The organism is Spirillospora sp. NBC_01491 (assembly GCF_036227065.1).
Taxonomy (GTDB): Bacteria; Actinomycetota; Actinomycetes; order Streptosporangiales; family Streptosporangiaceae; genus Spirillospora; species Spirillospora xylanilytica.
Map to the genome: position 1 here is coordinate 5,788,127 of NZ_CP109432.1, position 13,187 is coordinate 5,801,313.

Genomic DNA, 13,187 nt, shown 5'->3' on the forward strand with positions numbered 1-13,187 from the left:
CCAGTTCCACCCCCACCCCCACCCCCACCTCCACCTCCACATCCACCTCTACATCCACTCCCGCCGCTCCCCGCCACCGTCCGCCCAGCCCCCTCCCCGGCCCCGGCCAGGGCTCGCGGTTGCGCGAGCTGGACCTGCTGCGCTTCATCGCGGCCGGCGCCGTCATGCTGCACCACTTCGCCGGGGTGCGCAGCACGGTCTGGGCCGGACGGGACGGCCGCAAGATCTTCCCCGAGCTCGCCCCGGTCGCGCACTTCGGCTACCTCGGCGTCGAGCTGTTCTTCCTGATCAGCGGCTTCGTCATCCTGATGAGCGTCTGGGGCCGGGCGCCCGGCGACTTCGCCGTCTCCCGGATCGTGCGGATCTTCCCCGCCTACTGGTTCAGCGTGCTGCTCGGCGTGGTCCTCTTCCTGGTCACCGGCGCGGCCGTCCCGTTCCGCCCGGACAATCCCGACCCGGTCGGACGGTTCCTGCCCAACCTGACGATGCTCCAGGACGGCATCGGGGTCCTGCCGCTGGAGGTCGTCTACTGGACGCTCTGGATCGAGCTGCACTTCTACGTGCTCATCGCGCTGCTGGTGTGGCGCGGCATCACCTACGGGCGCTGCGTCACGTTCATGGTGTCCTGGCTGCTTGTCGGCGCGTACGCGAAGGAGGCCGACAACGAGCTGCTCCAGAAGCTCCTGTTCCCGGAGATGGCGCCGCTGTTCATCGCGGGGATGGCGTTCTTCCTCATCTACCGGTTCGGGCCGAACCTCGCGCTGGGCCTGATCGCCGCCGCCTGCTGGGCGCTGTCGGTGCACTACGGCGTCCAGGACATCAACGAGCTGAACACGTGGCCGGGCGTGCACGAGACCGTGGTGCCGATCGTCCTGACCGCGCTGTACCTGATCATGACGCTGGTCGCGCTGCGGAAGCTGTCCTGGCTCGGCTGGCGGGGCTTCACCGTGCTGGGGGCGCTGACCTATCCGCTCTACCTGCTGCACGAGATGGTGGCGCGGGCGATCGTCAAGCAGTTCTTCCCGCACCCGGTGCTCGACCGGCTGACCATCCTGCCGGTGATCACCGCCGCCGCGCTGCTGTCGGCGTACCTGGTGTACCGCCTGGTCGAAGTGCCGATGCAGAAGATGATGCGGCCGAGGCTGAAGTCCGCCCTGGCGCAGATCCGCCGCGACGGAGCCCCGCCGGTGCCCTAATCTGAATCCGTTTGGCAGGGTCCCTGGCCGCTCTTCCGCTGCTTGATATCCGATATCCGAAAGGCATGTGATGCTCGGCGCGAAGCCGCGGCGATGGCTGGCCGCACTGACCGCGGGGGCGCTGCTGCTCGCCGGATGCGCCGACCCCGGCTCCGGGGGCACGGGCGGGGGCGGCAAGAAGAACGTCGCACCCGCCAAGAAGCCCAACATCGTCTACGTGCTCACCGACGACCTGTCGTGGGACCTGGTCGACTACATGCCGAACGTCAAGCGGCTCCAGCAGCGGGGGCTGACGTTCTCCAACTACTTCGTCGCCGACACCCTGTGCTGCCCGTCGCGGGCGACGATCCTCACCGGCAAGTACCCGCACAACACCGGCGTGCTCAGCAACGATCCGCCGTTCGGCGGATTCGACGTGTTCCGCAACAAGGGCAACGAGCAGGCCACGTTCGCCACCGCCTTGCAGAAGGCCGGCTACCGCACCGCGCTGATGGGCAAGTACCTCAACGGCTACGAGCCCAACAAGCGCCAGGGGGCCGCGCGCACCTACGTGCCGCCGGGGTGGTCGGAGTGGCAGGTCACCGGCCTCGGTTACGCCAACTACAACTACGACCTGAACGGGAACGGGACGCTCACGCACTACGGCCGCGGTCCCGGCGACTACCTCAACACCGTGCTCGGCGGGAAGGCGGTCGACTTCATCAACCGCTCGTCCGACCAGAAGCAGCCGTTCATGCTCCAGATGTCGACGTTCACGCCGCACTCCCCGGCGACCCCGGCGCCCGAGGACGCCGCGTCGTTCGCGCACGTCAAGGCGCCGCGCCCGCCGGGGTTCAACGAGCCCGACACCGGCGACAAGCCGGGCTGGCTGCGCAGGTACCCGCTGCTGCGGCCCCGGCAGCTCCGCGAGGTCGACGCCGCGTTCCGGCAGCGGGTCCGCGCGGTCCAGTCGGTCGACCGGATGATCGGCAAGCTGGAGGCGGCGGTGAACGCGCGCGGGGCGGGCGCCGACACCTACTTCTTGTTCAACTCCGACAACGGCTACCACCTGGGCCAGCACCGGCTCCGTGAGGGCAAGCTCACCGCCTACGACACCGACATCCGGGTTCCGCTCGTCGTGGCGGGACCGGGGGTGCCGGCGGGGCGCACCGAGGGGAGGTTCGCGCAGAACACCGACATCTGCCCGACGTTCGAGGAGCTCGCGGGCGTGAAACCGCCCGACACCGTGGACGGGCGTTCGCTGGTGCCGCTGCTGCGCGGGCAGCGGGTCGACGGGTGGCGGTCCACCGCGTTCATCGAGCACCGCGGTCCGAACTACAGCCACGACGACCCGGACCTGCCGCGCAAGTACGGCGGGAACCCGCCGACGTACCAGGCGGTCCGCACGGCCAACGAGCTGTACGTGGAGTACGAGAACGGCGACCGCGAGTACTACGACCTCGCGCGCGACCCCCATGAGCTGGGCAACATGTGGGGACAGGCGCCGGGCGCACGCAAGACCGAACTGCAATCGGTCATCACCTCGTACCGCACCTGCGGCGGACCCAACTGCCGCGATCTCTAGCCGTCGCACTGGACGAGGGCGACGGCTCCGCGGTAGGCGACGGCGCTCAGCGTCACTCAACTGCGCTCAACCGCGCTCAACCGCGGTCAGCGGGGTTCGAAGCGCCATAGCTGCGGGGCGCGCTGGTTGCACGCCGACTGCCGGACGACCGCGCCCTCACTCTGCGCGCCGTCCGTCACCTCAAGGCACCGGCCGTCCGCCTGGAGGGTCGGGGTGTAGTAGTTGCCCGCGACCCGTTTCAGTAGCCAGCCGTCCCCAGGGCACTCGCCACTGCCGAGGCACCGTCCGGTACGGGTGTTGCGCAGCCACTGGGCGCCGTCTCCCGTGGGCGCGACCGTCCACCGCTGGCGGGGGCGGCTGTCGTCGCAGGGAAGCTGGGTGAGGGCGTCTCCGGGGCCGGTGGCGTCCAGGCAGAGACCGCTGTGGGCGTTGCGCACCCGGTAGGGGCCGTCCTTGGGTTCGCCGGGCGTGGTCGCCAGGGAGGCCGCGCTCACGTACGCCTGGCATCGTCCGTCGCTACCGCGCTTGGTCGCGACCTCCAGCACGCCGGAGCCGTTCCCCAGGGGAAGCAGGCTGGAGCTGTAGTTGGAGCACACGACTTCGTCGTGGTCCGGCTGGGAGGAGAACGTCACGTGCACTGGGGCGGGCTGCTCGTACCAGCGTCCGTGTCCGTTTTCGGTATTGACGAGGAGGGTCGAGCCGCTCGCCGGACGAGAGAGCTTCCCGCCGTGGTCCCGGAGCAGCCCGCCGACGAGCAGGAGCCGTCCGTCGGGTCCGCCGCCGGGCGCCCACGCGATCGTGGGCGCGTGGTAGAGGAATTTGCCGTCCGACGTACGGGCCGCCGTGCCGCGGTCGCGTGGGTCGCCCCACGTCCAGCCGTCTGCGGACCGCCGGTAGTAGACCTTGCAGGAGTCCGACCCCGCCGGACCGCACATCTCATACGTCATGAGGTACGAACCGTTGGGCAGTCGCCGCACGACCGGCATCCCCGGCCGGTCGTGCTCTCCAGGGGCGACGACGGTCGTCTTGGGGCCCCAGGTCGCGCCGCCGTCGGTGGACGCCACCTGCGCGAGCGCCTGGTCGTAGCCGGGCTGGGTCTCGTCCGCGAAGTAGCAGACCAGCCGTCCCTGGCCGTCGAGCGTCAGTTCCGGCTCCCAGAGGCCGCGGTCCCACGGCGTCCCGTCCGGCGCGGAGGCGCAGCTCGACAGGTAGGCCCAGGAGCGCCCGCCGTCGACGCTGCGCCACACGCGCAGCTCGGGACGCCGGCCGGGCGCGTGGTTCTTCATCCCGGCGGTGCCCGCCCACAGCAGCGTCCCGGCGGGCTGCGCGCCGGCCTGCCGGGGGAGTTCGAGCAGGCTGCCGCAGCAGCCGCCGCGCCCCTCGGCCGCGGCGGGATCGCGGATCTCCGACATCGGACGGAACGACCGGCCCTCGTCGGAGCTCTCGTAGAACCGCGCCACATCGGTGACGCCCTCACCCGCGGATGTGGCCACGGTCAGGACGATGCGACCGTCGCGCAGCCGGACGACCCTTGGGTACATCGCCGTCCGGTCCTCCAGGAGCCGTTCCGGAAACGCGGCGAACGCGGCGGGCCCGCCTGAAGAACGCGGCGCGCCCGCCGGGCCCTCGCGGTTCTGGGCCGCGGCCGACTTCTCCGGCGCGCCGGTGCAGCTTGCGAGGGCGAGGGCGAGCACGGCGCCGAGCACGGCGCAGAGCGCGGTGAAGGACGCCGACGACGGCGCGCGTGCGCTCAGGCCGGTGCCGCCCCTCATGCCCTCCCCGCTGCCGTCAGACGCTGAGGCCCCTGCTCATCCACCGCAGCACCTGCGGGAGGACGCGGTTCCAGGTCTGGAAGTTGTGGCCGCCGCTGTCGAGAGTGATCGACGACGCCCGCATCGGCGGCTTGACGAGGGAGAGGAACCGCTCGGTCCCCTCCTTGTTCTTCTCGCCGACCTTGCTGGTGGTCACCAGCACCGACACGGGCGGCGGCGGCATATGGCCCAGCCGCCAGAACAGGTCGTTCTCATTGCGGACGGTCTGGCTGCCGCCGTACAGGTCGCCGGTCGTGACGTCCTTGATGGCGCCGTAGTACCCCGACAGGGACGCGGCGGCGGAGAACACGTCCGAATTGCGCATCGCCAGCTTGAGCGAGCAGTAGCCGCCCGTCGACAGGCCGAAGACACCCCAGCTCTTGCGCGCGTCGGGCACCCGGTAGTTGGCGCGGACCGCCTCGGGCAGGTCCTGGGTGAAGAACGTCGACGTCTGCGGCCCGCCGGGCACGTCCATGCACTCGGTGTCGCGGCCGGGGACCATCGAGGGGCGCAGCAGCACGTAGACGGTGGGCTGGACCCGTCCGGCCCGGATCTCGTCCCGCGCGGTCTGCGGCACCTTGACCTGCGTGACCAGGTTGCGTAGCGCGCCCGGGTAGCCGCTGAGCGCCACCGCGACAGGGAAGCGGCGCTTCTCGCCGCCGGGCTGGAAGTACTGCGGGGGCAGGTAGACGTAGGCGCGGGCGTGCAGGCCGGAACGGGCGCCGCGGATGTCGACGGTGTCGAGCCGGCCGTCCTTCTGCGGGACCCCGCCGATCGACATCTCCGGCTTGCGCTTGATCAGCTTGGCGTTCACCCCGACACCGCCCTGGCCCTGCCGCTGGGTGAGCCGCCCGCCGTCGCCGGCGCCGCCCGCGCCGGCCAGCTCGCCCCAGCTCTCGTAGAAGCCGAAGTTCCGGTTGATCACCACCAGCACCGACAGCGTGATCAGCACCTGGCACACCGCGATCAGCCCGAGGCGGCCGGCGATGAACCCGGCACCGGACCCGGCGAGGCGGCGCCAGCCCCAGACGGTGGCGGTCACCAGAGCGATCACGACCACGATCAGCAGGCAGAGCAGCGGCCGGCCGGTCAGTGACACACGGAACTCCTCGGGAAGCTCGACGTATCCGTGGACACCGGACATTACCGCCCTCGTCCGCCTTGCGGCGCGGGTGGCGTCCGGGTTCGGGTCCGCCCCGAACCCCGGACGGGCCCGGTTCCGGGCGCCGCCGGGGAGGTGACCCGATACCGGGAAAATCGGTCGGAAGTCCCGAGAATCCGCCGACGCGCTGGCCGGATCCGGCCAACTTCAGCGTTGGGCCCTGTCCGATCTTTCCCGCAGGTGAACCTGGTGACCGAATTGGCATGTCAAGTCGGTCATTGGGATTCGTGTTCGGTTGAACATGCCGCGTCGCTCCAGGAACCTCTTTACTCTGTGCGGTGTAGGAATCCACCCAACCCCAGCCCCAGGCGTTCCTCACCATTCCGCAACTCCCAGGGGTCTCTCGACGTGACGGACATGGCGAGCGGGTCCGCGATGGCGCGGTTCACCCAGGCCGACCGCGTCTATGTCGGCTGGCGCTACGCACAGGTGCATCCCGACCCGGGACCGCCTCCTCCCGCCCCACCCCCGTCCCCTGAACGCGGCCCCGTGCCGCCGCCCGTCCGCAGGCCCGGCGAGCACATGGCCGCCCGGCCGCTGTGGATCGCGGCCTTCGGCAGCGTCGTCGGCGACGTGCTCTTCCTGACCTGCGGCCTGGCGGGCGTGCTCCCCTGGGCGTTCGCGCTGGTGGCGCTGCTCGCCTGCGCGGTCATCCTGGGGATCACCGGCCACCTGCTCTGGCAGGACGAGCGCGCCGTCCGGGCCCGGCTGGCCGCCGAGCGCGCCCTCGGCGAGCGGGCCCGCGCCGCCCGCGACCGGGAACGCGAGACCGCCGAGCGCGAGCACGCCGACGCCTACCGCGACTGGGAGCGCCGCAGCCGCGCGTACGAGGCCCAGCGCGAGTGGTACCCGGTCGCCGTCCCGCCCGGCGTCGACCGGGTCGACGTCGTCGGCGGCACGCTCGCCGGCTGGTCCGCCACCGTCACCACCATGGGCGCCGCCCGCCTCGCCGCCGGTGCCCGCCTCACCGTCATCGACCTGTCCGAGGGCGCCGTCGCGCACGACCTGCTGCGGCTGGCCGCCGACCGCGGCGACGACCCCCTGGTGTGGGTGCTGCCGAACGACCTGCCCCGCCTGGACGTCACCCGCGGCCTCGGCCCCGAGGCGCTCGCCGACGTGCTGTCGCTGGTGGTCAGCGCGGGCGAGGAGCAGGGCAGCACCCGCGACCTGTCCTTCGACAATTCGATCCTGGAACGGATCATCGACGTGCTCGGGCCCGCGGCGACCCTCCCGCGGATCACCGCCGCGCTGCGGGTGCTGGCCCAGGTCGGCGACCCCCGCGACGACCTGCGCAAGGGGCTGCTCACCGACGAGCAGCTCGAACGGGTCGCCACGCTGTTCGGCCGCGACGCCACCGACCGCATCGTCGTCCGGCGCGCGTGGGCGCTGGAGGCCCAGCTCCGCAAGTTGGAGAAGCTCGCCGCCGAGCAGGTCCGGCTCCCGCCGTCCCGGCTGCACGTGGTGTCGATGGACCGGCGCGCCGGCGTCCTCACCAACCGGGTGCTCGGCACCTACGTCGCGACCGCGCTCACCCACCGGATCCGCGAGGCGCCGCCCGGCGGGCCGTGGGACCACACGCTGTTCCTGTGCGGCGCCGAGAAGCTGCGCGGCGACGTCCTCGACCGGCTGATCGACGCGTGCGAGGCCACCGGCACCGGGCTGGTCCTGATGTACCGCTCGCTCCCGCAGCACGTCCGCGAGCGGCTCGGCCGCCGCGGGCACGCCGCGGTCGGGTTCATGCGGCTCGGCAACCCCGAGGACGCCCGGGTCGCCGCCGAGCACATCGGCACCGACCAGCCGCTGCTGGTCGCCGAGATCACCGACTCGGCCGGCGAGACGCTGCTCGACGTCGCGGGCGAGAGCTACGCCAGCACGGTCGCCTACGCCCGGGTCCGCGGCGACGGGCTCACCGACCCGGCCTGGTCACCGCTGCCCGCCCCGGCGGCCGACGACGCCGCGCTGGTCGAGGGGATCAGCTCCGCGACCGCGTGGGCCCGCACCGTGTCGCCCCGCCGCCGCGACGGCGCCGGCGGCGCGGACGGCGCACCGGCCGCGGGCAAGCAGCGCCACCGCGAGCTGCTCATCGGCCCGCCCCAGCTCCAGGAGCTCCCGCCCACCGCGATGATCTTCACGCACTCCGGGGCGAGCGGCCGGCGGATCCTGCTGGTCGACGCCAACCCCGGCATCATCACCCTGCCCACCGCGCACTCGATGCAGTTCGAGGAGTATCTGCGCGAGCAGGAGCTACTGGAGCGGGCCGCGGTGGAACGCGACGCCCCCGGACCGTCCTCCACCGGCGAAGCGGGCACGCCGGAGCAGCCCGACGCGTCCGGTGCGGCGGCCTATCCGGAGCAGCCCGCCGCATCCAAGCCGCCGGTCGATCCGACCGTGCCAACCGCGCCGACCGCGCCGACCGCGCCGACCGCGCCGACCGCGCCGGACGGGCCGACCGCGCCGGACGGGCCGTCCGGACCAGGCGCCCCGAAGCCGGGAACGGGCGGCGCGCCGTTCGCCGCGCCGTCCCCCGGGTCCCGGGCGCGGCACGCGCTGCCGCGCGGCGCGGCCCCGCGCAACCCGCGCATCGTCTTGCCGCTCAAGGCGAACGGGAAGCACGCCGCGGATCCGCCGTCCTGACCGTGTGGTGGCGCGCTGAGAGCGACCGGGAAAGGATGCACGGGTGACCCAGCCCCCAGGTACACCGCCGCCCGGCATGCAGCCCCCTGTGCCACGCCACCTCCTGAGGGGACGAGCGCAGGGCCCGCAGGTGCCCCCGCCCGGACCGCCTGGGCCGCCGCCCCCGAGCATGCGTCCCGCCGAGGTGGACGCGCCCGGCCTCCTGCCGGGCCCCTGGTACCGGATCCAGGCGATCCCGACACCGGAGCGGGCCGCGTCCGCCGAGTGGGACTTCGTGAGCGTGCTGCCCGCCGCGCTGTCCGCGGCCCGCAGCCGCCGCCCGTTCGTGGTCGGCTGGCTGTCGCGCGGCGGGGGAGCGCCCCTCGAACTCATCACCAACGCCGGCCCGATCAGCGCCCCCGGGGCCGCGCACGGGTCCGCGCACGGGGGCGGCGCGTCCGATGCCGGTGCGGACGGTGAGGCGCACGGGCTGCTGTTCCCGAGCGGCGGACGGGGCGTGCCGATCGGCGACGCGTGGCTGGCCCACGCCGAACGCATGGCGTGGACCCGCTGCCCCGGACGGCTCGCGCCGCAGAACGCCGCCGTGGAGGCGCCGAACCTGTTCGAGGCGACGCTCGTCACCCTGATGGAACGGCCGTTCGGCTGGTTCGTGGTGGCCGACCCGGGCGACGAGCGGCTCATCGACGGCGAGATGCGCGAGCTGCACCACGAGCTGCGGATGCTGCGCCGCGGCGAGGACGAGCAGGCCCGGCTGGCGGTCGCCCGCGCCGACCGGCGGCTGGCCGAGCTGGACGCCTTCCGCGAGGCCGGACTCTGGCAGGTGCGGGTACTGGCGGGCGCGGCGTCGCAGGCCGAGCTGGGCCAGATCGCGCCGGTCCTGGTCGGCTCGATGGAGCTCGGGCACCACCCGTACCGGCTGCGGTCCGGGCAGGGCGGCGGCACGTTCGGCGAGATGCTGCGGCCGGGCACGGCGCCCGAGCCGCTGCGCCCGATGGCCGAGACCGAGCAGCGCTACCCGTTCACCGCCACGGCGGGCGCCATGGCCGCGCTCGCCGGGCTGCCGCGCCGCGAGGTCCCCGGGGTGCGGGTGCTCGACTCCGGCTACTTCGACGTGACGTCGGAGACCGACGGAGCCGCGGAGGCCGCCGCACCGGAGCCGCGGATCGAACTCGGCGCGATCCTGGACGGCCAGGACCGGCGGGTGGGCCGGTTCACCATCCCGCGGTCCACGATCAACCGGCACGTGTTCGTCACCGGCGCGACCGGGTCGGGCAAGTCGCAGACCGTCCGGCACCTGCTGGAGCAGCTCACCCGCGCGGGCATCCCCTGGCTGGCGATCGAGCCCGCCAAGTCGGAGTACGCGGCGATGGCCGGCCGGATCGAGGACCTCGGCGGGCCCGTCACCGTCGTCAACCCGTCCGACCCCGGCGCGGTGCCGCTGTCGGTCAACCCGCTCGCGCCCGAGCCCGGCTACCCGGTGCAGGCGCACATCGACATGGTCCGCGCGCTGTTTCAGGCCGCGTTCGACGCCGAGGAGCCGTTCCCGCAGATCATGGCGCAGGCGTTGCAGCGGGTGTACGAGAACAACGGCTGGGACGTGGTGACCGGCGGCGGCGTCCCCGGCTCGCTCATCGAGCCCGCCGTCCCGACCCTGGAGCAGCTCCAGCACGCCGCGCTCCAGGTGATCGGCGACGTCGGCTACGGGCGCGAGCTGATGGCCGACGTCCAGGGCTTCGTGGACGTGCGGCTCCGGTCGCTGCGGATCGGCTCGGCCGGACGGTTCTTCGAGGGCGGGCACCCGGCCGACATCGGCGGCATGCTGCGCGACAACATCGTGCTCGCCATCGAGGACGTCGCCAACGACGAGGACAAGGCGTTCCTGATGGGCACGCTGATCATCCGGATCGTCGAGCACCTGCGGATGCGGTCCCGGCGCGGCGGCGGCACCGCCGGGCTGCGGCACGTCATCGTGATCGAGGAGGCGCACCGGCTGCTGCGCAACCGCGGCCCCGAGCGCACCAGCTCGCACGCGGTGGAGCTGTTCGCCGGGATGCTGGCCGAGATCCGCGCCTACGGCGAGGGCATCATCGTGGCCGAGCAGATCCCCACCAAGCTGGTCCCGGACGTGATCAAGAACACCGCGCTGAAGGTCGTGCACCGGCTGCCCGCGCACGACGACCGGCACCAGGTGGGCGCCGCGATGAACCTCGACGAGGACCAGTCCCGCGAGGTGGTGTCGCTGCGTCCCGGCGTCGCCGCCGTGTTCGCCGACGGGATGGACCGCCCGCTGCGTGTCCGGGTGCCGCTCGGCGAGGGCCGCGAGGCCGTCCTGCTGGGCCCGCCCCCGCCGGTGGACGGCCGCAGGTCCGCCGCGTGCGGGTGCGAATGCCGTTCGGGCCGCGCCTGCACGCTGTACGAGCTGCGCGAGGCCGACCTGGTCGCCGGGCATCCCGACCGGGCCTGGCTGCGGCTGTGGGCCGACACCCTGGTGCTCGCGCACGTCGCGGGCCGTCCGCTGCCCGCCGTCCCGGCCGAGCTGGCCCGCACCTGGTCCCGGCTCACCCCGCGGCTGCGCGAGTGCGCGCTCGCGACGGTGCTGGAGAGGGCGGTGACCCGCAGGTCCCGGGCGCTCCGCACCGCGTTCCCGCCGTCCGGCCTCACCGCCACGGCCGCCGGCGTCGCCCAGCGGCTCCTGGACGGCTCACCCGACCCGGTGGAGCCGCCGCCCGCCACCTGGGTCATCCCGCAGGTGCGCTGGCTGCACGAGCTCGACCGGCTGTTCCCCTACGGCGAGGGCGCCCCCGACAAGCACGCGCCGGCCCCGCCGCTCGACTACCAGCTTCCCGGCCTGAAGCAGCCGCCGGACCCCAAGCTCGGCCACCGGCTCCGCGCGCTGCGCCGGCACCCGCTGTCGATGGAGCTGGACCGCAACCGTCCGCTCGCGCTCACCGCGCTGATCGGCGACGACGACCACGAGGGCTTCTACCGCGACCTCGCCGTGGTCGCGATCGGCCTCGATCCGGACGAGCAGATCGCGCACATCGCCACGACCATGCGCGTCACCGGATGGCTCGAACCGGTGCTGAGCTGGCCCGAGCGCTTCGTGGCCCCGTTCGAGGACCCGTCCGCCGGCCTGCCCTTCCTCGCCGGAGACCGTCCGCCGCCCGGCTGATACCGCCACCCGCGTGCGGGGAGTACATCGACGAGGAGCACCGCGGGGTCGTCCCCTCGTTCGAGTTCGACCTCCGGCCGGTCATCCTGCACGCGCTGCGCGCCCGGCGACTGCGGCTGTACCGCGACCTGATCATCGCCGCGGTCTGGCTCACCTCCTGGATCCTGCTCCCCGCCATGACCGCGTCCTACCTCTTCCTCGCCCTCACCGCCTCGATCCTCTACGCCGTGCCGTGGCACGGGCTGGTCTGGCGGTGGCGGCTGCTGGCCGGCCTGGTGATCTTCCACGTGGCGGCGCTGATCGCGCCGGCTGGTTCCTGGACCTCGGCGGCCGGTCCCAGTCGCTGGACGGCTACGAGCAGGACGGGAGCCGTGCCGGGTTCCTGGTGTCCTGGCCGAAGCCGTCCGCAATTTGGCCACCCATCTGGGCCTCCCCATCCCCTGACCCCCCCGTCCGGACGCCGGCCCGGACGCCTGCACGTCCGCCCGCCCAGATGCCCGCCCGGGTGTCGCCCGCCCGGACGCTCGTACATCGCCTGTCTGTGTGCCGAGCGGGTGGCCGGGGGCTGAGGCCGGGTGTGCTGGGTGGGCGTCAGATGGTGTCGGGGGAGCGGGCGGGGAGTCCGGCCTGCTCGGCGACGGGGCCCCAATAGCCGATGAACTCGTTCTTGGCGTCGCTGGCCCGCTGGTTGATGTCGGCCACCTCATCGTCGGACGGGCAGCCGGGGGCCGCGTTCAGGTAGCGCTGGTTGGACTCGACCGAGGCGTCCAGCGCGCGGACCAGGGCGTCCTTGAGGTCGGTGCCGCTGGTGAGGGCGCCCACCTCCAGCGCCCGCGCCTTGCCGAGCTGCTCCTGGCGCGCGTCGCGGATCCGCTCGAGGCCGGCGCGCTCGCAGCCGCCCGTGACCACCGAGCCGAGGTCGGATCGGGTGCCCTTCATCTCCGCCAGCAGCGCGTCCACCGCTCTGGCCTGCTGGGTGAGGTCGGCCCCGGCCGCCGTGGTGGTCGGGGCGTCGGACGGTGAGCCGCTCGCCGTCTCGGTGCCGCCCTGGCTCTGCGACGGCGGACCCGAGGTCCCCGCCCCGCCGGCGGTCTTGCCGGAGCCGCCGGGCCAGAAGACGATGCCGAGGGCGACCGCGGCGAGCACCATGACCCCGGCGGCGATCAGCAGGTAGGGACCCCTGCGCTTCCGGGGCGGGGGCGGCTGCCAGATCGCCGGTTCCTCCCACGGCTCCGGCGACAGCGAGAAGGTCGCCTCGCCGGGCGACGGGGGCTGCGGCGGAAGGGGCGACGCCGCCCACGGCTCCGGGGACAGCGAGAGCGTCGACTCACCGGGCGGCGGCGCGGGAGGCCACGGCTCCGGGGACAGCGAGACGAACGTCTCCCCGGCGCCCGGCGCATCGGGCTGCGGCGGGATCTCCCAGCCCGGCGGGTTCTCCGGGTTCTGCGACCACGGCACCGGCGGTGGCTGCGGAGAGAGGCCGCCCGGCCGACCGCCGAGCGGGTCCCGGGACGTCGCGTCGGACTCCCCGGACTCGTCGTGCACGGTCGCCTCGCCCAGCAGCGCGTTGCAGCGGGTGCACCGGGGCAACGCCGGGGTCGTGTCGCTACCGCATCCCGGGCACCGCATAAAAACCCCTTACGTGAGG

General features: G+C 73.4%; 7 protein-coding genes. 4 read left to right on the top strand and 3 right to left on the bottom strand.

Features of this window, described 5'->3' with window-relative positions:
* The first annotated feature begins 119 nt into the window (after window positions 1–119).
* Entirely contained in the window at window positions 120–1,196 is a 1,077-nt protein-coding gene (locus OHA34_RS27000; RefSeq protein ID WP_329519289.1) for an acyltransferase family protein, read from the top strand.
* 70 nt (window positions 1,197–1,266) lie between these two features.
* The gene (locus OHA34_RS27005; RefSeq protein WP_329519290.1) at window positions 1,267–2,760 is read left to right on the top strand and encodes a sulfatase family protein; all 1,494 of its coding nucleotides are present in this window, start codon (window positions 1,267–1,269) and stop codon (window positions 2,758–2,760) included.
* Between the two features lie 86 nt (window positions 2,761–2,846).
* Here OHA34_RS27005 and OHA34_RS27010 read toward each other — a convergent pair whose 3' ends face one another.
* Complete coding sequence (locus OHA34_RS27010; protein WP_329519291.1) at window positions 2,847–4,532, bottom strand: RICIN domain-containing protein; 1,686 nt, start codon at window positions 4,530–4,532, stop codon at window positions 2,847–2,849.
* A 16-nt stretch (window positions 4,533–4,548) separates the two neighbouring features.
* Entirely contained in the window at window positions 4,549–5,670 is a 1,122-nt protein-coding gene (locus OHA34_RS27015; protein ID WP_285938771.1) for an alpha/beta hydrolase, read from the bottom strand.
* 420 nt (window positions 5,671–6,090) lie between these two features.
* Here OHA34_RS27015 and OHA34_RS27020 point away from each other — a divergent pair, with 420 nt between their 5' ends.
* Together OHA34_RS27020 and OHA34_RS27025 are read left to right on the top strand one after the other, a co-directional pair.
* Entirely contained in the window at window positions 6,091–8,367 is a 2,277-nt protein-coding gene (locus OHA34_RS27020; protein WP_329519292.1) for a hypothetical protein, read from the top strand.
* 169 nt (window positions 8,368–8,536) lie between these two features.
* Window positions 8,537–11,539: an ATP-binding protein gene (locus OHA34_RS27025; RefSeq protein WP_329519293.1), complete on the top strand. Its 3,003-nt coding sequence runs from the start codon at window positions 8,537–8,539 to the stop codon at window positions 11,537–11,539.
* 591 nt (window positions 11,540–12,130) lie between these two features.
* Here the strand turns inward: OHA34_RS27025 and OHA34_RS27030 are convergent.
* Window positions 12,131–13,129: a hypothetical protein gene (locus OHA34_RS27030; protein WP_329519294.1), complete on the bottom strand. Its 999-nt coding sequence runs from the start codon at window positions 13,127–13,129 to the stop codon at window positions 12,131–12,133.
* Window positions 13,130–13,187 lie beyond the last annotated feature (58 nt).

Coding starts and splice junctions, on each gene's coding strand:
- OHA34_RS27005 (WP_329519290.1), top strand. CDS start 1,267: ATGCTCGGCGCGAAGCCGCGGCGATGGCTGGCCGCACTGACCGCGGGG.
- OHA34_RS27010 (WP_329519291.1), bottom strand. CDS start 4,532: ATGAGGGGCGGCACCGGCCTGAGCGCACGCGCGCCGTCGTCGGCGTCC.
- OHA34_RS27020 (WP_329519292.1), top strand. CDS start 6,091: ATGGCGAGCGGGTCCGCGATGGCGCGGTTCACCCAGGCCGACCGCGTC.
- OHA34_RS27025 (WP_329519293.1), top strand. CDS start 8,537: ATGCGTCCCGCCGAGGTGGACGCGCCCGGCCTCCTGCCGGGCCCCTGG.